The sequence below is a fragment of the Enterococcus raffinosus genome (genome assembly GCF_019175485.1).
GTDB classification, from domain to species: domain Bacteria; phylum Bacillota; class Bacilli; order Lactobacillales; family Enterococcaceae; genus Enterococcus_A; species Enterococcus_A raffinosus.
Genome location: NZ_CP072889.1, coordinates 783800 through 806923, shown reverse-complemented (window position 1 = coordinate 806923; position 23124 = coordinate 783800). Strand labels below are relative to the sequence as shown.

At 39.6% G+C, this 23124-nt stretch carries 19 protein-coding genes; 1 reads left to right on the top strand and 18 read right to left on the bottom strand.

What is annotated here, in order from left to right:
• Positions 1-3: 3 nt before the first annotated feature.
• The 16 genes from J9537_RS18500 to J9537_RS18425 all read right to left on the bottom strand — a co-directional run bounded on the left by J9537_RS18500 (position 4) and on the right by J9537_RS18425 (position 17897).
• Positions 4-1296: a cytosine permease gene (locus J9537_RS18500; RefSeq protein ID WP_060789387.1), complete on the bottom strand. Its 1293-nt coding sequence runs from the start codon at positions 1294-1296 to the stop codon at positions 4-6.
• Between the two features lie 141 nt (positions 1297-1437).
• Positions 1438-2919: a PucR family transcriptional regulator gene (locus J9537_RS18495; RefSeq protein WP_071875971.1), complete on the bottom strand. Its 1482-nt coding sequence runs from the start codon at positions 2917-2919 to the stop codon at positions 1438-1440.
• Between the two features lie 203 nt (positions 2920-3122).
• Positions 3123-4001, bottom strand: coding sequence for a TSUP family transporter (locus J9537_RS18490; RefSeq protein WP_028021054.1), 879 nt, complete (start codon positions 3999-4001; stop codon positions 3123-3125).
• 18 nt (positions 4002-4019) lie between these two features.
• Complete coding sequence (locus J9537_RS18485; RefSeq protein ID WP_010744008.1) at positions 4020-5036, bottom strand: proline racemase family protein; 1017 nt, start codon at positions 5034-5036, stop codon at positions 4020-4022.
• 129 nt (positions 5037-5165) lie between these two features.
• Positions 5166-5645, bottom strand: coding sequence for a glycine/sarcosine/betaine reductase component B subunit (locus J9537_RS18480; protein WP_028021056.1), 480 nt, complete (start codon positions 5643-5645; stop codon positions 5166-5168).
• Positions 5646-5671: 26 nt separating this feature from the next.
• Positions 5672-6409 carry a proline reductase cluster protein PrdD gene (gene prdD, locus J9537_RS18475; RefSeq protein ID WP_060789388.1) on the bottom strand — a complete coding sequence of 246 codons (738 nt, stop codon included), beginning with the start codon at positions 6407-6409 and terminating at the stop codon, positions 5672-5674.
• A gap of 146 nt (positions 6410-6555) precedes the next feature.
• Positions 6556-7281, bottom strand: a complete 726-nt coding sequence (gene prdB, locus J9537_RS18470; RefSeq protein ID WP_081630564.1) for a D-proline reductase (dithiol) protein PrdB — start codon at positions 7279-7281, stop codon at positions 6556-6558.
• Positions 7282-7284: 3 nt separating this feature from the next.
• Positions 7285-7590: a CBO2463/CBO2479 domain-containing protein gene (locus J9537_RS18465; protein ID WP_060789389.1), complete on the bottom strand. Its 306-nt coding sequence runs from the start codon at positions 7588-7590 to the stop codon at positions 7285-7287.
• Positions 7591-7599: 9 nt separating this feature from the next.
• A complete protein-coding gene (gene prdA, locus J9537_RS18460; RefSeq protein ID WP_218257428.1) occupies positions 7600-9498 on the bottom strand; it encodes a D-proline reductase (dithiol) proprotein PrdA in 1899 nt (632 codons plus the stop codon).
• Between the two features lie 25 nt (positions 9499-9523).
• Entirely contained in the window at positions 9524-10813 is a 1290-nt protein-coding gene (gene prdC, locus J9537_RS18455; RefSeq protein ID WP_174520513.1) for a proline reductase-associated electron transfer protein PrdC, read from the bottom strand.
• A gap of 698 nt (positions 10814-11511) precedes the next feature.
• Positions 11512-12867 (bottom strand): peptide MFS transporter, encoded by a 1356-nt coding sequence (locus J9537_RS18450; protein WP_060789438.1) that lies wholly within the window; start codon positions 12865-12867, stop codon positions 11512-11514.
• A gap of 25 nt (positions 12868-12892) precedes the next feature.
• Positions 12893-13774: a proline iminopeptidase gene (gene pepI, locus J9537_RS18445; protein WP_060789439.1), complete on the bottom strand. Its 882-nt coding sequence runs from the start codon at positions 13772-13774 to the stop codon at positions 12893-12895.
• A 15-nt stretch (positions 13775-13789) separates the two neighbouring features.
• On the bottom strand, positions 13790-14866 hold the full coding sequence (locus tag J9537_RS18440) for a M24 family metallopeptidase (RefSeq protein WP_218257427.1): 1077 nt from the start codon (positions 14864-14866) through the stop codon (positions 13790-13792).
• Positions 14867-15393: 527 nt separating this feature from the next.
• Positions 15394-15858: a threonine/serine exporter family protein gene (locus J9537_RS18435; protein WP_010744019.1), complete on the bottom strand. Its 465-nt coding sequence runs from the start codon at positions 15856-15858 to the stop codon at positions 15394-15396.
• Positions 15859-15935: 77 nt separating this feature from the next.
• Entirely contained in the window at positions 15936-16694 is a 759-nt protein-coding gene (locus tag J9537_RS18430) for a threonine/serine exporter family protein (protein WP_028021063.1), read from the bottom strand.
• A gap of 132 nt (positions 16695-16826) precedes the next feature.
• Positions 16827-17897 (bottom strand): M24 family metallopeptidase, encoded by a 1071-nt coding sequence (locus tag J9537_RS18425; protein ID WP_218257426.1) that lies wholly within the window; start codon positions 17895-17897, stop codon positions 16827-16829.
• Positions 17898-18092: 195 nt separating this feature from the next.
• Between J9537_RS18425 and J9537_RS18420 the strand changes: the two genes are divergently transcribed.
• Entirely contained in the window at positions 18093-19994 is a 1902-nt protein-coding gene (locus J9537_RS18420) for an alkyl/aryl-sulfatase (RefSeq protein WP_218257425.1), read from the top strand.
• Between the two features lie 64 nt (positions 19995-20058).
• Here J9537_RS18420 and J9537_RS18415 read toward each other — a convergent pair whose 3' ends face one another.
• Together J9537_RS18415 and J9537_RS18410 are read right to left on the bottom strand one after the other, a co-directional pair.
• Positions 20059-21573: a chloride channel protein gene (locus tag J9537_RS18415; RefSeq protein WP_060789442.1), complete on the bottom strand. Its 1515-nt coding sequence runs from the start codon at positions 21571-21573 to the stop codon at positions 20059-20061.
• A gap of 58 nt (positions 21574-21631) precedes the next feature.
• Positions 21632-22717, bottom strand: a complete 1086-nt coding sequence (locus J9537_RS18410) for a replication initiator protein A (RefSeq protein WP_060789443.1) — start codon at positions 22715-22717, stop codon at positions 21632-21634.
• Positions 22718-23124 lie beyond the last annotated feature (407 nt).

Here is a 23124-nt window from a genome sequence, read left to right as displayed (position 1 = left end):
AAGTTATTTCCGTCCTTTAGTTAATTTCGTTAAAACAAAATAGCAGATCCCTGCTACAATAATTCCGTCCAAAGCAGAAATATTGGTTAAGGTGAATAGTCCAAAACCTGCAGGCGGTTGACTTGTCATAAAGGCAACCGTACTTCCAATCACCCAAGAAATAATAGATACCGGATAATAATCCTGTAATTTCTCCTCGAAGGAAAACTCATACTTTTCTTTATAAAGAAAATAATCAATCATATAGATTCCAGCAATTGGAGAAACTAAAACTGTAACAATCGATAAGAAGTTTTCAAACATTCCGTAAATACCAAACATGGCCATCAAAATCCCTAAAGATCCGCAAATAATTGTAATCACTTTAGGATTCACGCGTTTGAATACGATTGAAAAATCTAAAGAAGCCGAATAAAGATTGTTCGTATTCGTCGTCCACTGCGCCAGCGTCAAAACTAAAATAGAGGGAATCCCCAAACCTAAAGCAAAGAATACCGCCGTAAGATCAGCCGTCTTCATAACCTTTACCAGAATCAATGAAATAATGATCATAAAGCTATTCCCGATCGTAAACCCGACAAACCCTGCAATCATCGCTTGTTTAGGATTTTGCGCCCATCGAGCAACATCTGGAGCCATTACTACCCCTACCATATACACGCCGATTACAAGAGAAACCGCCAAACCAAAAGAAATCGTTGAAGCTTGAGGCGGGATAGCTAATCCCGATGCGCCATTTTTATTGATTGACATAATTGTTGCCACGATAATCAATGCCGCCAATAGTGGAACCGAATAAGTACACAGCTTTTCAATCGCTTGATAGCCCCAAAACGCGGAAAGCATCATTAAACCGCCGCCAATTAAAGATAGCAACCATGATGGAACAGTCGTACTTGTTAATTGACTAATCGCTGATCCGATATTCTCTGCAAAAAAACCAATTTGAACGCCAAACCAGCCTAAAGAAGAAATCCCCATAATGGCCCCCATCAGCGAAGCGCCCTTCTTGCCAAAAGAAATTCTGGATATCATTCCTGTTGACAAACCTGCTTTGGCCCCAATATAGGTTGTACCAATCGCCAGTAGACCTAAAATAATTGATCCTATTATTACTGCTGCGATAGCTGTCCAAAAGGCCATGCCTTGAGACAACGCGACCCCCATAAACATTCCTGACAAGTCGATACCAATTGCAATCCAAACCATACTAATTGATAACCAACGTTTTCGATCTTTTTCAGGGACTCGTTCTCTCTCATAATTTCCCGAATTCGTTTCTACCACTTCTTCCATAATTTCCCCTCATTTCTGAATATTCTGATAAATAAATATTTTATCATTATAGCTAAATGAGAAAATAATGGCTATGTTATTAAGACAAAAGAAAGGAAGTCGTTTTGTCCAATTAGACAAAACCAGCTTCCTTTCAATGTTTTATTTATATTTTCGATAATAAATCAAGTTTTTTATCAATAAGTAGCGTGATGCTGTATGAGAAAAAGATAAGCCTAATCGTTCTTGTGCTCGTTTCAAGCGATATTTAATCGTATTATTATGCAAAAAAAGTAAATGAGCCGTATCGTTTATGTTTTCGTTACAATCTAAAAAGAATGCTGCTAAAGTATCGATCAACTCCTCCTCTAAATAACGATCTAAAAAAATAGAGGCAGTTTCTTGTGTTACATCTTGCAGCAAGTAAAGATCTTCAGGATAAAAATAGTGCTTTCGCGGAAAGACCCGCTTACTATCCTCTATTTGAGTTTCTATATAGTTCATTTGAGACGAAACAGAACTCAAACCCATGAATTCTCCACTAATAAATACATACTCTGAAGGCAAATCATTTAAAGAGAACGCAGCATACGGTACTTCTTCTGAAACATTGCCAATCACCCATTCCAGATTTCGCTCTTTATAATAGATTCCCTTCAGCTGAATATTGCGTTCATTTCTCTTCGCTGTTTGTCTCTCGAAACAATACAATCTTAAGGGCCTGCTTCCATCCACGCCTTCTTTTTGAGCCAATAAATCAGCGGTATGATAATCTCCTGTCTGACAAGCCGAAAAGAATTGCTGTCCCGTATTTAACAACTGTTCTTCTCCAAAATACTTAATTGTCTTTTCGATAATTGTTTTTATTCCCTCCAGCTGTTTTTCTGCCAAAGGCTCCTTTTTAAAAATCGTTAAATAATACTGATTTTCAACAGCCGTTAGGTTCAAATGAACATCCGTTTGGAAATAATAAATCTGATTAAACTCTATCGGAGAATTTTTCACTCCCATAGCTGTATTTTTTTCTGCAATGATTTCTCTCAAGCTTTGATCCAGACTTCGCGGCCATGTCTTTGAAAGTAAAACCTCCTCTTCACGGCTCTTAATGAATAGGCTGCATTTGAATTTGTCGGATAAAATACTCAGTGCGGTCTCAATTTGATTGGGCGGTGGCAAATGACGGATGGTCTCTATCAAAATGTCCAGATGCGGTTCTAATTCGTTTTCCTCTTCATTAATGTATGATAATGCTTCGGATATAACTTCACTGTACCGTAGGTCAATCCGATTTACGGGCATTAAAATTAAGACCATGTTCAGTTCATTCATTTTTTCAATCAATTTCTCCGAAACATCCGGCATGATCAGTCCAACATAATAGAGGACAATTCCCAGCTGATTGTGTTGATGTAAAATGGAAACTATCTCAAGCTGTTTCTCTATATTTTTCGCAATTTGAGCAAATGATGTAAGAACCAGTTCGTTTCCTGAATACTCTCCCTTAATAGGCATCTGACTATATAAACTTGGTTCCGAAACCTCTAAAACAGTGATTGTAGTAACCAAACATTGGCTTTGAGACTCACCAGCAATTATTTTAGCCTCTTTCATTGAAGGCAGTCTCAATATATCTTGAACATTCATTTATCCTCCTCCAATCCTGAAAACGTTTGGCTTATTCTATCAAAAAATAAATATAATTTCATTGTTTTTCAGTATTTTTCGAGCCACCATTCTTTGAACAGAAAAAGAACCCTGCTTGAAGCTCTTTTGGCTTCAGACAAGGTTCAACATAGTGATTATTTTTCAGCAACCGTTTAAAATAAGACGGAAGCTTTTACTTTTTATTACGCTGCAGTTGCTGGCTTACGACTCTTTAAGATATAGGTAATACCCGTATATACAATTACACAGATAATGATCCAAGTTAAAATATCTAGATTCAAGCCAGTGACAAATTTCGCTGCAATAATTACACCGATAATTCCACCAATAGTAATGGCTAAACTAACTTTACGAGCATAATCTCCCTCTTTAACAAAGTTAATACTTGCAACTGGCATTAAACCTGCACAAGATCCCATCATTACAGGGAAAGCTACTAACGGACTTAATCCCAACATATACACCATAGCCATACATGGCGCATATAGACCAACACCAATTGTCATCAACGCACCTAAAATAAAGTTAATGACAATACCAATTACTAATTTGATTCCTGTCAATGCAGTTGCAGTATTTCCTTCCCCTAACATATTCAACATGCCGGTTTGACGTAACGCCATAAGAACTGCAGTAACAATCAATGCCCAGCCCATCCAAAATTGAACTTTCTTTTCTGGCAATTTCGTTACAAATTTAGAACCGATAAATGAACCGATCGTCGCTGAAATAATCAAAGAAAATAGCGTCATAGGTGCAACATCAACAACTGTTGTAAAGATGAACGCTTCAACCAATACCGGAATGGCATGGGCAACGTTTAATGTACCTGGAAGTAGACGGTCAGCACCTAATTGTTTAGTAAAATCTAACAGCATTGCTGTTGGTGCAAAACTTCCGATCCCTAAAGTATCTAAAAAGTCAGTAACGAAACCAATAACTCCTGATACAGCCCAATTCCCATGACCTAAATCGCTTTTATGTTTGACTAAATCCCTTCCCATTACGAATGAATGCATTAAAATCAAACCAACATAAATCGCTAATAATAGTGTTACCATATTACCCCTCCTTCATTTCTATCCTAAAAGGAATCCATCCTTCAAGGAATCTTTCGGATCAACTAAGAATGAGTTGTATCCAGTGACATACGCGGAACCCGTTACACGAGGAATAATTGCTTTGTATCCTCCGACTTCTGCTTCTTCAACAATTTCACCTTTAAACTTCGTGCACAAAATACTTTCATACACAAATGTGTCGCCAACTTTCATTTCGCCCTTGCCATATAATGTCGCAAGTTTTGCACTTGTACCCGTTCCACAAGGAGAACGGTCCACTTGTCCGTCACCAAATACAACAACATTTTGATAGGTCGCATCTGGGCTTGTTGCTGGACCATAAAATTCCACAAGGTCAACCGTCTTGATGTGATCCAGTGTTGGGTGTTGAATCTCGATTTGCTCATTCACTGCATCACGAATAATCATGCCGAGTTCATTAAATTTCGACGCGTTTTCTGGTTTGATTTCTAGACCGATGGATGAAGCTGGCAAGATAGCAAAGAAGCTTCCACCGAAGGAAATATCCATGGTCAATTCACCGATTTCAGGAACATTGACGGTTACATTTTCTTTATAAAGGAATGATTCCACATTCTCGAATGATACTGACTCTGCTGAGTAGTCTTCATCTAAATGCACCGTTCCGTGAACGATTCCCGCTGGTGTATCCTGAACAACTTTTACTTCACGGTCGCCTTCTTTTACATCGATCCAGCCTTGTTCAACCGCTGAGGTCATTGCTGCAATCGTATTATGACCACACATATTCAAATAGCCGCCTGAATCCATGAAAATAATGCCATAGTCAGCTTCTTTGTGAACAGGCTCTGTAATAAAGGCACCAAACATATCACGGTGTCCACGTGGTTCCAGCATCAACATTCTACGCAAGTCATCTGCTTCGTTTTCTAAATACGCTCTCTTTTCAGCCATTGTTTCTCCAGGGAATTTTGGTATTCCACCGATGATTAGACGAGCAGCTTCACCTGCTGTATGTGTGTCGATTGCTGAAATCATTTTTGATACTTTCATGATTGCCCTCCTTGTTCGTATTAATGAATGATTTTTCCTCTTGAAAAAATCGTTTGATTCTCATGCTGTATAGCCTCTTAAGGCTTTTATATTACTAGTGCTTATCTTTGTGAAATGCAGATCGGATAATTAACGTATCTGTTGATTGTCCTTACGCATTTTTAATTTAATTGACGCAAGCGCTTTAACTGCATCTCGTTGATTGATCGTATTTTCACCAACTACTTCTGTTTCGATACCAGCTTCTGATTTATTAAAGTCTAAAACATGCTTCGTAAAGTCATTTTCTACAACAAATTTTGCTTGTGTACCAATGAACTTAAGTCCAATCACACTGATATCTCTCCGTCCGATTTCTTCTAAGGTGTTCGCAAAATCTACATCCGAATTTCCCCAGCCATCCGTTGTAGCGATTACACCATTCGTGCGCATTCCTTCTAACCAGGCAGCGGTTCGCTGTCCGACTAAATACTTCATGGCATTACTTTGGGGTGTCCCTACTACAACGACTCCTTGAAAATCAATGTCAGGATCTTTTCCTAGAAGATCGACGAGCGGATCTTGAAAGTGATGCAGTGATGTTTCCTTCGTTGATGGGCCTATTCCCATAACGCCACCACCTATCCGTTATTCAGTTAAACCATGGAACGAATCGCTCCATCGCGATACTCATTTGCTGTTAGGAAGACGGGCATATTGTTCATATCAATGATAGAACAGCCACCCTTAAAACCACTTGGTTCATTTGGATAAAGCAGCATATCATACATCGCCCCTTGACCAGCCACTTGTTTGACCAAAGCAACTTTAGGTTTTCCAGGATTGATATTCTCTTCATACACATGTGACTCGCAAGCATCTTTGCCTTCTAACATCTTCATTCTTTCACGAATTTCTTGGATAAAATCATCCACAATCGCAAACATTTTGAGACAGAGCTCACGATTAAAAGGAGTCCCCTTTTTCGCTAACAGATCTACTAAAATGATGTAGTCGTCAGCGTTAGGCGTCCCTGCTCGATTCAATACTAAATGATCACGCAAAACACCTTCAGACGAGCCAAATTCATGCATTTGTTCTCCATCCTCGATCGCTCCTGTCATAACGACAGAAACACCGGTAAGTGTATGCGTGATCCCTGAACCCAACACACCCAACACCTTCGTGGAAATCGGAATGATATCCATGATGGTGTTGGTTTCAACATCATGTTGGTGTGGTGGGAGTAATCGAATCGTCAGCTTCTGAATAGCGGCGTCCTTACAGTCAAAGTCTTGATCAATTTGTAACTGATTGGGTTTGACACGAAAGCCGTCTCCAACGGAAACTTCTTCCATGTGAAACACTTTGATCTTTAAAGTTTCGCCTCGCATCATTCACACCTACTTTCAACGTAAGCGGCGATTAATAAGTAGCGTCTTCAGAAATAAGTCGAAAATTCACAAAAATTTGAAAAGCAATTTCAGGAATTTTTGCCTTATTTCTCGACGCAGAGCACTTATTAAATCAGCCTCTTGATTTAGACGTGGGCAATGTATTCATAAGGTAATGGAACAATTTTCCCTGGCGTTTCGATTGATACTAATGCTTCTAGAGTATCCTTCATGATACCTGTCTGCATTTCAATGTTATGTGGTTCACCTGCATTGGCACCCATTGGTACGCGTGGTGCAACGGCACGTGGAGTACCATTTTGACGTACAACTGGTGGTAATGCGGCGATTAAAATAGTAGGAATTCCCGCTTCCTCAATAGCTCTCTGCACGATCACGGCAGTTCTATGACAGGTTCCTCAGCCAGCGGTTAAAATAACTGCATCGACTTCTTCTTCTACTAATTTTTGAGCGATAGCTGGTCCAGTCACATCGTGGAATGCGTCTTGGTCTCCACCACCACCCATAAATGCGTAGTGTACAGGGGCAGATTCTTTAATGAATCCTTCCGCTGCTAATTCGTGTAGACGGTCTAATGGGAACATTGCGTTAATGTCGCGGTTTGCATCGGCATTATCGTATCCACCATGAGAAACCATCAATTCATCTGTTGATGCTGTATCTGGTACTTCACGGAAAGAAGTATCTCCCGCTAAGTTAAACCGTTTATCTGTTTTTAAGTGTACGCCGGCTGCTGTTGCTAATGCCACACGCATTTCTTTAAGCTCTTTTTTCACAGGGGTAAAGACAGATTTTGGCGTAATCGGCACAAAAATTTCTGACTGTAACCCTTCAAAGACTGTTAAGCCCATGTGTTAATTCTCCTCTCCTGCTTCTTCACGTTTTCTTCTGGCTTCGGCCCGACGACGTTCATGCTCATAAATAGCAGTTTTGTAATGCTCGTCCGGCTCTTCCGCCAAAACTTCTGGATAGGTCATTAAAAACCCAACTTCTTGACCGATTTCTAAATCATATTCAGAAATGATCATTCGACGGGGTATTTTAAGCTGGCCTAATCGACCCTTTAAGTCGATCGTAACGCTGGCATCGTAAAGTTCAACGATAATCCCTTCAAACATTTGTTCCGTCGAAATATATTTGAGTTTGTTCATTCCATCCATTACTTCACCTTATTCTACTTCGTAAATTTCTTGGCGTTTTTTACTCTTAGGCAAGACTTGTTCATTATCTACTAGGTCGATCTTCTTACCAGTAGTCTTTTCAATGATTTCAATGTTGTTTGCTTTCACATTTGGGTTCCATTTACGTTCAGCGGCTTTGATTGTTCCGCCACCCATTAATGTTTTCAACATTGCTAAATCACGAATTGCGTCTTCTTTACAAAGTGTGTTGTTTGAAAGGATTTCATTTTCAATCCCTTGCATAGATTTGTTGTTATCTACCATTGCAATCATTTCTGGGTTCCCAACAACTAGCGCACCTTGTACAGCCGAATAAGAGTCTCCGACAACTTTAATGCCGCGTTTACCGATTTCTTCGATATGAGAAGCAAAGTCGATATGGTTGTTACCAAATCCTTCAGTAGTAACAATCGCGCCGTCAACATCCATTGCTTCGATTGTCATACCTAAACGTTTAGAAACATAGTATTTTTCAGTATTTGCTTGCGGAGAACCAACAAACATAACACCGACTAAATCGATTTCTTCGTCTTCCATCGCTTCACGTACTAATGGTTCTCTCCAATAGTGACGAGAAGTTTCTTTTGATGCTGGTCCAATACATGTTAACGCGTGGATACCACCATCTAATACTTCTGTTGGCGCTAAAATAATTGGCAGATTTCCTAAGTCAACGTTAGGTTTTGCTCCCAATGTTCCAACTGGTTCGATTGGCATAATCAAGTTATCGTGCATCGCACCTTGACCCATGATTTCTTTGACAATGATCACGCGTTTGTTACCAATACGACGTTTTTGTACGATTTCATCTTGCGCTACTACTAGAGATTCGTCTGCTTTTTTAACAGCTTCGCGAATTTCTTGTGTAATGTAGTCAGATGCTTTATGAGCGGCTAATGGTCCAGGACGTTCCATATTCGCGCCTTCTTTGATTGTTACTTGTGTTTTGATGAAGATTTCGCCTTTATCTGGTGCACCAGGACGTCCCCACATGATGTTACGGTCTAATTCACCTTCAGATGAACCGAATTCTCCGATTTGTACACCATTTGCATCTGTTCCTGTAAGAACCATAACAACGCCATCTAACACACGAGTAACGCCATGGCCGATATCCGCACCATCAACTTTGGCAGCGATTGGTTGTACGTCCATGATCGTTTCACTATATTCGTTGTATTTATCTGGTGTAATAATTTCAAAAGTAACACTTTCAACTAGTTCTTCTAGTTCTGCTGCTTCCGCACACATATCTTCCATTTTACGTAAAACTAAAGTTGTGCCTTCAATTTTCGTTTCCTCACCAAAGATCACTTTTTCAATCTTCATGTGGTCACGACGAACTGAACGAACGACTTTTTCTTCTACTTTCGCTTCTGGAGCTGGTGCCTCAGCCAGTGGTGCTGGTGCTGCTTCACTTGGAACTGGAGCAGCTGGTGCTGCTGGAGCAACGCCCATTTGACCTGCAATAGCCATTGGCACTTCTAAATCAATGCCGCGTCCTTCAGCAATATGGATCTTGATCGTTTGTCCGCCAACTGGCGCAACTGGTGCTACCGGAGCAATAGGAGCAACTGGTGCTAGAGCAGCTTCTTCAGCAGGAGCTTCCTCTTCCGTTGCTTCTTCAGTGTCTTCAGAAACACCATCTAATAATTCTCTTGTTAATGGAACCAACGCATCCGTTGTTTCTTTCAATGTGGTACCAAGTACCTGTTCGATTGTTAGAGTCGCTTCAGGCAATTCTAATAAACCTGAATCCTCTAAATCTGGGAAGATCGCTGGATCTTCTAAATCATCTGGAGCAATTACTTTGCCTGCTTCTGCACGGCAACATAATACTGCAGGGTCTTTGGCATGTTCTTGAGCAGTTTCTGCTGTAATAGACATTCGTTAAATCCTCCTAAAATTTTGTTTAGTTTGTAGGTAATTTACGATATAGTCTGTGACCATCTGCCCGCAGTACATGATCTGTATGATGATAAACCGGAACTCCTAACCTAGGAGCTACACCCATGACGGTGTTCGTTCAATCGGAACAGGATCCAGTCATCACTACTTCTGCTCCTTGTTTCTTCAAGGACATTACAGTAGCAGCTTGACCTGGACAAATACCTGGCAAGGCACATCTATATCTTCCATTTACTTCTACCATTCGCTTGCATCTTTCAGCAGCGACAACTTCTGCGCCCATGTTATTCGCGATTTCAGTCATTCGTTCCGCTGACCCGCCACATTCGCAGATCAAAAGACCAACCTTACGACTTTCTTGAGGGAACGGCATTGCGACTAATACGCCACCACTTGTTTTAGTGATGGGTGTCATCTCATCACCGCTTCTTCCAGTCATTGGTCCGCCGATAACGATCTCGCCATGTGGTTCAACGTAACCACCGACATTATTGATCAATGTTTTGACCGGTGTTCCGATTGGCACGTCAACAAAGACAGTTTCCTTTTGTTTTACACGACCAGAAACAGTCACGTCTTTGTCAATGAACGGTTTGCGATCTTCAATTGCTTCTGCGATTCGTTTGATCGTTTCCACATTGTCGATCACTGCACCAACTTCAGTTGGAAGCTGGCCTGGTTCTAAAACAATGTCCATTACTTCACGAACGATCATACGCTCATCCCCTGCTGGATAAATATCCGGCAATTGGTAAACGTCAAGCGTTGGTTCGTTGTCCACTGCTTTCAATAAACGCGTTACTAACACACGGTGTTTGCCTTTTACCGCAATCACCCCTTTAGGCGCGTTCGTCATTTCCATACAATACTTCATCCCGCGAATCAATTGATCGATATGTTCGCTCATTTGCTTCACATTATGAGCCAGCAACGCTTCACATTCTGCCCCGTTTGCGATAAATGTTCCTTCTGGAATATCACAAGCTAGCTTTAAGAATGTTGGGAAACCTGCTCCCCCAGCACCGACAATCCCTGCAGCTTCGACTGCCTTTGCATACGAATCTGTTTCTGGAATAGGCAGATAGTTAGAAAAATCTTGTTCCTCATCAATCGTTAGAACAATATTGTCTCCATCTACATCTACTACTTTTCCAGAAAAACTTGCATGGATGTTTGCACCTAAACCATTCGGCTCAGCAATCAGTTGTCCACGTTGAACTTGATCACCAGCCTTCACGATTCCTTTACAAGGAGCGCCGACATGTTGTTTTAATGGTATAAGAATTTGTGTCAAATTATTTCACCTCCCTGCTTTTTTGTTTGTTCGAACTTGAGCAAATCAGCCACCCGTAGTTCAAGTAAATGATAGCACAATCACCGAACTAGTAAAAGGTCGTTTCCTCAATATTTTGATATTTTCTGACAAACTACTTTTCAAATTGCCTATTTTTTCGAATTCTCTAATTGAATTTTCATCAAACTTTTCAAATAAGCAAAAAACGTTTACAAATACTAATTTTACACTATTCATGAAGATTGTATATTGTCGACAATCCCTACAAAGCCTTAGTATGCCCTTTATTTGCACGCGTTATTTCACAAATTTATTCAGTAATAATTACCGTTATTTAACTGCCTGATTTACTCTCATTATCGGCATGCTCTATAAATTATTTTTATCAATAATCACGCTTTTTTAACTTTGGTTTATATGTATAATCAATCACATAAGAAAGTGATTTTTGCTTTTTTCTATTAATCTATTAAAAAGAAGGCTTTACAAAAAAAGCTCTTGCCTTTACAAGGCAAGAGCATTTTTAACTTTGGTTTGTTGTGAAGAATCAATCACATCAAGAAAGTGATTTTTGCTTTTTCAAAGCCTAATTAATCTATTAAAAAAAGACTCTGACGAAAGCGAAAGCCTATAAAATGAATTACGAGATTGAAACTCTTGCCTTTACAAGGCAAGAGCTTAAAAAAATGATTCAAAAATTATTCGGCTGTTTCTAGTTTGTCTAATGATTTACTTCCAAACCAAAGGATTAATCCTAGTACAATAACGACTGCTGCTAGAACCCCATATCCCATTTGGAAATCTCCAGGTACATCTGTTTCTAACAGAGCATAAATCACTGGATAAATCATTTGTGAGAAGAATACAGCGATTGTCCAGAAACCTAACAATAAACCCATTAGTTTTGCTGGTGCTAATTTAGAGATAAATGAGTTTCCTAAAGGCGAGAAGATCATTTCTCCTACTGACATTAAGATACTAACCATCACTAACCAGATAATTGATGCGTTTCCTTTTCCAACGATATCACCAAATACCATCACTACATAAGAAACCCCAACTAAGATCATCCCTAATGCTGTTTTCTTAAACATACTCATATCACCTTTAGGACGAGCAGCCAGTTTCGTCCATAAACGACCCAAGACAGGTCCTAAGATGATACATGTTAATGCATTCATTGAATCAAAATAGGCAGTAGGAACATGGAAGTTTCCAATCACCCAGTTCGCGCGATTCAAGAATCCTGCACCATCACCCCAACCAAAGTAGAAGTAAGCTGGCATATAAGCTAAATACCAAACAGTCCAAAAAACAACAGAGAACATAGTAACAAGGAAAATAGCTACAAGACGCTTTTTATCACCAGAAGTAAGCTTGGTGTCAGCACCCTCTTCTTTTTTACCTGCTGATTCGTATTGACGTTGGTCAACTTTAAATGGCTTTTTACCCGCTTCACCTAACGAACGGCTATTAAAGATAAACCAAGCTGCATCAATAAGTAATAATACACCACAAATCATGAACACAAAATTAAAACCGAAGCCTGGAATCAATAGGGTTAAGAACGTTGTTCCCATAAATGAACCAATATTTACAAATGAGTACTGAATAGAGAATGCTTCGTTCAATTCTTTTTCATCGCTGAACAGCAAGGCGTTTACACCAGACAGATTTCCTTTAAACAAACCTGTACCGAGCGCAACTAGGATAATCATCAGCCACACCATGCCCATTGAACTCGCTTGCCAAGCTAACATGTAGCCAATACCCATCATAATCATTCCGGCAGCCACACAAAGTCTTGGACTTACCCAGTAATCGGCGATAAGTCCACCAATCGTTGGTGTAATATATGTTGCAGCAACAAACCAAGCTGAAATTTGTACACCTTGTGCACTAGTCATTCCTAAACCACCAGATGCAGCAGTAGTTGCGATCCAAATCGCCAACATATATTTCGCTGTGTAAAAGGCCATACGTTCAAATGTAAATCCTAACGCACAGACATAAAACCCAAAAGGTTTTTTTGATTTTACTGGAGTTGTTTCCACTATCATTCCTTCTCTCTTTTAAAAATTATTCGTTTGCTGCTAACCATTCCGCTAACAGTTTCATGTATTTCTCACGTTCTTCAACAAAAGGCATATGTCTGCTGTAAGCAAACAGCTCCCATTTTGCTCCTGGAATCGCGTCATACATCGTTTTCGCTACTAAAGGTGTACACAAATCGTTTGTGCCGCTAGTAACAAGTGTCGGGATAGTGACATCACGTAATTTTTCTGTGTAATCATATCCCTGCAATGTTCCTTCCGGCGAGTATTCGTTTGGACCCCAAGCCGTAACATAGCTTTCTGTACCTGCGACTTTTTCGCGCCACAATGGTTCTGGATCCTCTTTGGTGAATACTGGCGCCGCGTGGCGTACCATGAAACGGTCATTGGCAGCTAGATAAGCAGGATCATCGTATACGCCAGTTTCTTCGGCTTTTGCGATTGCTGCTTGATCTTCTTCCGACATGAATTTGATCATTCGATGTTGTTCTTGCGCCCACAGCTTTGCAGAAGGTAACGTACTAGAAAGGACCATACTCTTAATCCCCTTCGGTGCGTAATCGCAAACATAAATGATTTCCAACATTCCGCCCCAAGATTGTCCCAATAAATGAACTTCATCAAGACCCAAGTGTTCCCGTAAAGCAATCAGCTCATTGACCCATGTTTCAGCCGTCCAAAGCTCTGGCTGTGAAGGAACCGCAGATTTTCCGCAACCTAATTGATCATACATGATGATCTGGCGGCCATCGACCGCCATTTCATCAAGGACTTCAAAATAGTTATGGGTTGATCCGGGTCCGCCGTGCATGACAATCAATGGTTTCTTATTGCCTGATTGTTCACCAACAATTCGGTAATAAGTTTTATGCCCTAGATATGGCATATAGCCTTCTTCGATTTTCATACGTTGCGCGGCCTCCTAACCGATTACTTCTAAGTCTTTAGGATAATGATTCAAGTTTTCACAGCCGTCTTCTGTAACGATGACTAAATCTTCGATACGTACGCCCACTTCGCCTGGAATATAGATTCCTGGTTCAATCGAGAAGACATTGCCGACTTCAGCGACGTTATCGTTTGCTCCTGAAACATCGCCCGCTTCATGGCAATCGATTCCGATGAAATGACCTAGACGATGTGTGAAGTATTCGCCATAGCCTTTTTCAGTGATATAGTCACGGGCAGCTGCATCAATATCAGACAATTTCACGCCTGGTTTTACTAAATCAATGGCACGTTGTGCAGCTTCTTTTACGATTTCATAGACCTCACGACCTTTATCAGAGACTTCTTTGTAGAAGAACGTCCGAGTCATGTCAGAGGCATAAGAATTCTTGATTCCCCCGATATCTAGAATGACAGAATCACCAGGTTTCACTTTTGAATCATCTGTTTCATGATGAGGATCAGCCGCATTTGCCCCATACCCTACGATTGGGTCAAATGAGAAGCCTGTATTGCCTAATTCTTTGTAGATTTCGCCTAATTTGTCAGCCATTTCAGCTTCAGTCAATTCTTCCGGCAATAGCTTTTTCAAACGATCAATCGCGATCTCGTTATCTGCTTGCGCATCACGCATCAATTGTTTTTCTTCTTCGTCTTTAACAGCACGAACTGCGTCAGTTACTTCTGATCCGTTACCTAATTTGGCATCTGGAACAAGTTCTAACAAACGTAATAAGAAATGGGCAGGCCAATTCTTATCTACACCAATTTTTTGGTCAGTATCAACATACTCAAGCACTTTCTTCACAGCGTCGTCGGTATCATCAATAAATACTTTTTCCACGCCCAAGTCTTCTTCGATTGGGAATAATTTGTTAACGATCAATGTGTTCTTGTTCTCTGGAGTAATCACTAATACTAACAACCGTTCACCAGGATGAATCCAGCGACCAGTTAGATAGAAAATAGTTGTTGGATCTGAAACTAACAGTTGGCCATAACCTTGTTCTTTCATTTTTTCAATTACTCTTTCAACGCGACGTTCTTTCAAAATGTTTCACTCCTTTTATTGATATTGTTTGCCTGCTGGCATTATTAAAAACAGCTCTGTTTTCACGTAGCTGTTAATAATCATCTTTTCGCGGAATCGAACTGCTATGCAACAGCCTGGAATTAGCAATAAAAAATTGTTCAACTATTCACCTATCACTAGTTTTAAAATAACCATAAAATCATTGGGATTTCAAGTATTTCTGAGAAAAAATTTAAACTTAAATATTCGTATCCGCTTCCACTAGTTTACTATATCTTTTCGCTTATTTAAACGATTCTTAAAACTTTTTTTCAAAATCAGCGCTTATTTAGAATATTTAGAAAAATAAATGAGCCTAGTTGTATTATTTCTCGAGTAATTTTGCGCCTTATCTCTTTCTCATGATTTTGTTTTTTTATTAAAAAAATGGGCAGAACAATAACATCTTAAAAGCAAATCATTGTATTTTTAATATTTAAATACAAATAAAAAAACAGTTCTGTTATACAACAAAACTGTCTATAAGAACTGTTTCTATCATTTATTCACGACAATGAATTTTTATTCTTTTGCATTTTGTGATATGAGTAGAAAAATTTGGGCGATAATTCATATCCCGCTGTAATACCTACAGCGATTGCGATCGCAATTTTTAAAACTTGGACACCAATTTGAGCCGCTTTGATGGAATCACCAATAAAAAAATTATAAGTAAAATTATAGATACCCATCCCAGGGACGAGACAGAAAATTCCGCAAATCAAGAAAATCGTGACTGGAGCTTTTAATGCAAATGACGCTTCTCTTGAAAGATAGATCAATACTAACGAAGCAATGAACGTCGCCGCTACTGGCGCTACAAAAAAATGCATGATAAACAAATAAATGAACCAGCCGCAAGCACCGATAACACCGCAATGAACGTAGTAACAACGTGGAACCTCAAATAAGATCGCAAAAGAAATCGTTCCTAAAAAACCTGCTAAGATTTGAAACAAGCCATTTATCATTGGCTGCACTCCTTCCCATCACTATGGTAAAATGACGAATTCAATTTTTATTGGATGATCATTTCTTTTTTTTCCCATCATAGAAAACTAAAAACACGTAAGACCAGTCCAACACCTACAGAGACACAAAGAGCTGTAATTAAAGCATAAATCATTTGCCCCCAGCCCGAGCTATAATCCCCATCAAACAAGTACCGAATACCATTCACCACAGCAACTCCTGGCAAAAGAGAAATAATTCCGCCGGTAATAAGACTCGTCAGCTGCAGCACAGGTATAAAATGAACGAATAAACAAGCCAAAATACTAACGAACGCACTGCTCGTGATAGTAGAAATAATATCTGACATATTAAACTTCGGTAATAAATACATTGAAAAACAAGCCAATAATACACCTAAAAAGAGCGCGCCGATTGTATCCCATAGACTTCCGCCAAAAATAAAACAAAAGCTGGCACTGCCAAATGCATAAGCAAAAATTTTTAAAGGATTCGAAGCAAAGGATTCATGCTTGATTTCCTGCAACCATTCATTGGCATCTTCTGGACTTAAACGCTTTTCGGTCAATCTTCGTGACAAGGTATTAATCTGTTCGATTCGCCCTAAATTGATCGGTGAAATTGGGATATCCCGAACACGGGCTTGAACAGTCGCATCTTTTAACCGCGCCGTCATAAAAATACCATTGATCAATACAAAGCTATCAAACTCTTTCAACTCTAAAGCCTCTGCAATATGACGAATGGTCGTCTCGATCCGTTTAATTTCCGCACCATTTTTCAATAATGTTTCGCCAATATCATAGACGAAATCAAACGCTTCCCGTTCATTCATCGGGCTTCCCTCCTTTTCAAACGAAAAAATCCGTAAATTTATACAGCCTCTAACGGTCATTTTTTAATAATTAAGTGTGAAAAAACGACGACAGCTCCTGCCGTCGTCGTCTTAGTATAGCTTATCCCACGCTTATAATTCAATCAAATCATGAGAAATACTAATCATATTTTCATAGCCGTCATCCGTAATTAAAACTTGGTCCTCAATCCGTACACCGCCCCAATCTGGAATATAGATTCCCGGTTCGATCGTCATCACCATACCTGTTTCTAAAACATCATCATATTGTTCATCAATGTATGGTAGTTCATGTACGAACAGACCAATACTGTGTCCGATGTTTCGATAAGTATATTGCGGATATTCGGTTCTTTCCAGCGGTTTCAATGAGGCTTGATAAATATCTTTTACTGCTGCTCCGTTCTTCATTACCGCTTCCGCTGCTTCCAAGCTTTGTTTTTCTAATTCATACACTTCCCGTTGCTTATCCGTAGCTTTTCCGACAACAACGGTGCGTGTCATATCAGACATATAGCCTTCATATTGACAGCCAAAATCCATTAAGACAAAATCGCCATATTCAATTGATTTTTTTGATGGGATCCCATGTAATAACGACGTATTCGCTCCAGAAATCAAAATATTTCCATAAGGCTGAGTGTCCGCGCCTTCTTGTACCATGTACATCGATAGTCTAGCTGCTAAATCTTTTTCAGTGACCCCAACTCGGATGTCATCCAAAATTCGATTAAAAGCCCGACAAGAAATTTCACAAGCGTTGCGCATATATTGAATCTCTTGCGGAGACTTAATTGCACGCATACGATCAATCACACCGCCAGCTTGTACGAACTCAGCTGTTGTTTTCGATGTAAAATCAGAATACATATCATAGGTTAGATAATCCGCTTCGAAAGCGATCGTTTTTAAGTTTTTCTCACTAGCCAAACGGGCCACAGTGTCTCCGACAGTCCGTCCCGGCAAGCGCCAGTTGATGATTTCATACTCTGGTACTTCAATGTCCGCTTGTTCAGTATAGCGCGGATCTGTCAAAAAGTATTGTCCCTCTTGTGTGAGCAAAATAAATGAATCGTCTCCTGTCCAGCCGCTAGTGAAACGAACATTTACTCTTTTGGCAATAAAAAAAGCATCCAGTTTCTCTTTTTCCAAATACGCACGAATCTTTGCTTCGTTTAACATTGTCACACGTTCCTTTCTGTTTTGAAGTTCTAGCCTTCTAATGAATAGAGTAGCAGTCAGCAGAAGTTTGGTCAACGCTTTCAAAAATAAGTTTTGCAAACATCTAGGATTCAGCAGGAATTTGACACACTTTTGAGAAAACGCTTACTATATTATTGGATGCTGCTGTTTATTACTACCGAGGAGGAAAAAATTATGGAAAAAGCAAGTCGCTGTACTTGTCAAAAGAACCAACAGATGATGGATACGTTACCTTTTGATAGCAATTCTGAATTGGCATTAGCCCAACAAAATTGTGTTGCCGCTTTTGATAAGCTTGAAATTAAACAAGACGACAAAATTATTTGGAGCCAAAAAGCATATGACTTTTTAGAAAAAGATTGTCCAGATTCAGCAAATCCAAGCTTATGGGAAAACGCCCGCTGCAATCACCAGACAGGCTTATTTCAAGTAACCGACAAAATTTTTCAACTTCGCGGATTCGATATGGCTAATTTAACACTGGTACTATCTCCCAAGAATACTTGGTTGGTTTTGGATACCTTGATGAGCATTGAATGTTCTAGAGCAGCGATTGAATTTGCCAATCATTGGTTCGAAAACAATCATTATCCAACAGTGGATGACCATATTGCCTGTATTATCATCAGCCATTCACATGTCGATCATTTTGGTGGCATCCGCGGGTTGTTTCCTGATTTTAAATTAGATCCAACGATCCCAATTTTGGCACCAGCAGGATTTACTGAGGCGGCCATCTCGGAGAATCTGATGGTTGGTAAAGCAATGGGCAGAAGAGCTGGCTATCAATATGGAACCTTTCTTGAGAGGAACGCTACAGGGGCACTATCCATCGGAATTGGACAAGGACAATCATTAGGGACCGTCAGCTTTGAACTGCCGACAAAAGAAATTACTAAAAATGAAACCCTCACGATAGATGCGTTAGAATTAGTCTTTCAATTAACTCCTGGTACAGAAGCCCCAGCAGAAATGAATACATTTCTTCCCCAGTATGAAGCACTTTGGATGGCAGAAAATTGTACCTGTACCATGCATAATTTATATACTCTAAGAGGAGCACAAGTTCGTGATGCAAACGCTTGGTCAAAATATCTATTAGAGGCCAATCATCTATTCGGTGACCGTGCGAAGGTATTATTCCACGCCCATACTTGGCCACGATATGCCTATGAAGACTCCAATACCATTAGTGATTATCTCATTTCACAAGCACGACTATACAAAGGAATCCATGATCAGACCTTATGCGCTATCAATAAAGGCTATACAATCAATGAAGTTGAACAGCAGATTCACTTACCAAAATCCTTAACGGAAAAATGGTATTTACGTCCTTATTATGGAACGCTGAGTCACAATAGCAAAGCTGTCTATCAAAAATACATGGGCTGGTATGATTCTAATCCCGTCAATCTCGATCCATTGCCACCTATTGAGGAGGCACAAAATTTCGTTCGCTATATGGGTGGCGCTGCGAATATTTTAGAGAATGCAGCCATCGATTATCAAAATGGAAAGTATCGTTGGGTAGCGAAGGTTACTAATCTCATCGTGTTTTCCGATCCAAGTAACCAAGAAGCACGCCTTTTATGTAAAAAAGCACTTACTCAGCTAGGGTATCAGGCAGAATCCGGAACTTGGCGTAATGAATATTTATCTGGTGCCCTTGAGCTAGCTAATGGTGCGTCAAAAGATCCCGATTCCTATGCAAATAGTTCACAAGATATCATTAGTCATCTTACAGGTGAAATGCTGCTGAATTACCTTAGTTTATTGACTATCTCTACAGAGAAACAGCTATCCGGAGTCGTTCTTTTTGAAGATGATTGGACATTTGAAGAAGGCATGTATCAACAATACACTTCTTGCTATCATCTGGATTATTGGCAAGGAATTTTAACCTATTATCCAGTTCACTCAAGCCATTGGAAGAATGACACGCCTCTTTTCCACGGGAAAAGAATGGCATTTATGGATCAACTGCTGAATAAACCGATAAAAGAGCTGGAAGAATGGCATTCAGTGTTTGAAATCAACACCGTCGATAGCTATTTCAATCTCATTGAGCCTTAAAAACTTTCCGTAAAAAATACAAAAAATCAGCAACAATTGATCCACGGATCAATTGTTGCTGATTTTACTTACGACGATGACGACTCATTCGAGTCATTGGTGTATCAGAAGTCGTTTTGTCTGTTTTAACGGGTGTTTCCTTTTTCGGCTCACGCGGTCTTTTGGCTTCTTTCCGTGCTAAAATCTCTCGTTTTGGCTCCGTCACACGCGGCTGCAGATCTGCTTTTTCAGCTTTTTTACGATCTGCTGCTTTTCTTAGTTCCGAAACATCCCGCGTCTTTTCCTCATTTTTTACCGATGGTTTTTTCGTCCGTTTCGGTAGTTCAGGAAGTTTGAAGGCTTTGATGGTCTGTTCCTCGTGGAAAAAAGGAACCCGCTGTAAAAATAGATTGCCTAAATATCCGGCCAACCAAATCCATAAGAACAGCTCCACTGGGAACAACAGTAAAAATAGACACGCGGTTGCTAGAGGCTGCTTCAAAATCACCGCACAGGCACTCGCTGTAAAAACAGCCACCAATAATCCAGGTGAGTATGGAAGCAGATTCGCAAACGCTAATCCTGTCGCGATACTAGCAAAAATCATTGGAAAAATGGTCCCGCCGCGCCAGTTACAAGCCAAACAAATCATTGTGATGGCCACTTTACCGAAGCCAATCAATAGTAAAAGGAAAAAGTTCATTGTCTCTGCTTGACGAGTAAAAGACAATAAATTATGCTCACCAGAAAATAGAAAATACGGAGAAATCGTCCCCAACAAACCTAAGAGAATGCCGGCAAAAATAGCTAAAGGTAGAGGATTTCGAATTCGTTGATTCAATTTCTCCCCTCGTTCCCGCAAAACTAAGAAAAATTTTCCAAACAAAGCGCCTAAGAGAATCATTGGGATAACCAGTAATAAGCCTTGCCAAGTAAAACTACTCTCCATTCGTCGAATCGCAAAAACCTGCTCTTGATTAGGAAAAATACTATACGTTAAAAGATATCCAATAAAACCAGTAAAGGTAGTAAAAATATACAAAACGTATTTCTGTAGTTTACTTTCCGTAACAACTTGCCAATCGTCCCGTTCCACTGAACGCCCGACACCAAACAGCGGGGTCATAAAGATAACACCCAGCGAAGTTCCGACACCAAACTCAATCAGATCAGATCGCTGATCTTCAGCAATTTTTCTTCGATCAGCAACGTAGGTAATTAAGCCGCCAAGTAACGCGACTAGTGCAGCCTCTGGTCCTAAGCTTGCACCAAAGAATAAGACAATCAAGGAACCTAAAAGATTCCTTATCAGCTTTCCATCGTGATAATCTATTCGCTTCGTCTCCTGAAATTCTTCAAAAGATTCTTCCAGCGTCCGAGGGTAACGGCCGAAATGTTTAACAAAAAAACCGATTGCAACGCCCCCGATAGTACAGACAATCAAGGGATAAAATCGCGGATCGCCAATCGCTTTAGGCAAGATCTGCCATATCATTTGATTTCCCAGCTCCGTCAGCCCCATAAATAAAGCCACAATGACTCCAACAGCAATCCCTAAAAATCCGCTGTAGCCAAAAAATGCTAGTTTAAACTTATTCATAAAAAATTTAACCTTTCTCTAGATAGACTCCGCTACATTATAACAAAGGTTTGGGTTCTTAGGAGACTTTTTTAGCGACTTTTTGTGATTTTACAGGCTTTTGTCGCGTATTTTTTTGCTGAATCGTCAATTGCACAAATGAAAGCGTTTGTTGCAGTTCTGGTGTTAATTGATAATGATCGACTAAGTATTGGCGTGTCTTTTCCGTAAAGAAGCCCTTCATGAATGCAAAGAAGAAGCCTTCAGGATTTTTCACTGTCTTAAAGCGATACATTTGCTCTAATGCTTTCGCAATCGCGTCACTGATATCTGATTTAAAATACTCATTGTGTTCAAAGGTTAGCACTTCTGCTTCAGCAGGGAGTCCAGCGTTGATATATTGCTGCGTACTTGCATATTTCGCCTTAAAAATCGTGTCAACAAACCAACGTGCCTTTTGATAATTGCCTTTGCAAAACGGCAAGAATCGATTAAACGCCTGTTGCGGCAATAAATGTGCATAGCGCGCACTTAGCCCTTCTATGAGGCTATCCTCTTGAGAAGTTTGGGTATTTTTTGTCGCGTTGCGTGTTACTTTTGTTGCACTTGTGGTTTGTTTTGCTAAATGTTTTTGTGTACTTGTAAGCAAATTTTGCGTGTTCGAGGACGCAGATTCTGCTTCTCTATCCACAGTGGATAATTCCTCTTTAATTCCTCCTTCTTTGTTTTCCACAGGAGCCAAGGATTTAGTACTTGTATAATTTTTGAAGGACAACTGTACAACAACATTTTTATCTGGTGCTTTAGGATTTGCGACATAGATACGATAATTTTTAAGTCCATGTCGAAGAACCTGGATTAAACCAGCGTCAATTAGGCTATTCTTCAAATTTGTGACTTTCCGTTCAGAAACGCGTAATAATGTTGCAGCTTCTTCATTGGAAAAATAAATGTATGGATGCCCGGCTTCATCAAGCCAGCTACCATCTTTTTCTGCATGATAAATACTACATGTCATACGCATGGTGTACAAAGCATGAAGCATCATGGCTTCAATGGAAAGAGTTTTATATTGTGGATTGTTGATTAAGTTTAAATCAATTGGAATATAATTGCCGTTGGGTAAGTTTGCGGCGGTCATGATGTTATCTAAATTTGTGGACATGACAAAAAAACCTCCTTAGTTCACTCTCAAAGTTGTTACGAAAGTTTTAAAGGAATGCTTACTGTCACAAGATATCTGATTGAGAAAGTAACCAAAATATGGTATACTTAATAAAGGTTAGGCAAACACCAATTTTTCTAACCCTTATAAGTTTATCTAAATGTGACAGGCTAATTCGCCAAAATTAGCTCAAACCTTTGAGTTTAAAGATCGCCAAATCTTTAAACTCTTTTTTTCGTTTTTTTCTACATGTATAGAATAATTGATTGAAAGCCTGTTGTAAAGCGATTCCCAACCATCTTTTTTTAGAGTAAACTTTTATTATGTTTATAAAAGCATTTGAGGTTTACTATAATATCGAGATAAAAACAATTTGGGTTTACTTTATTAAATGATATAAAAGTATT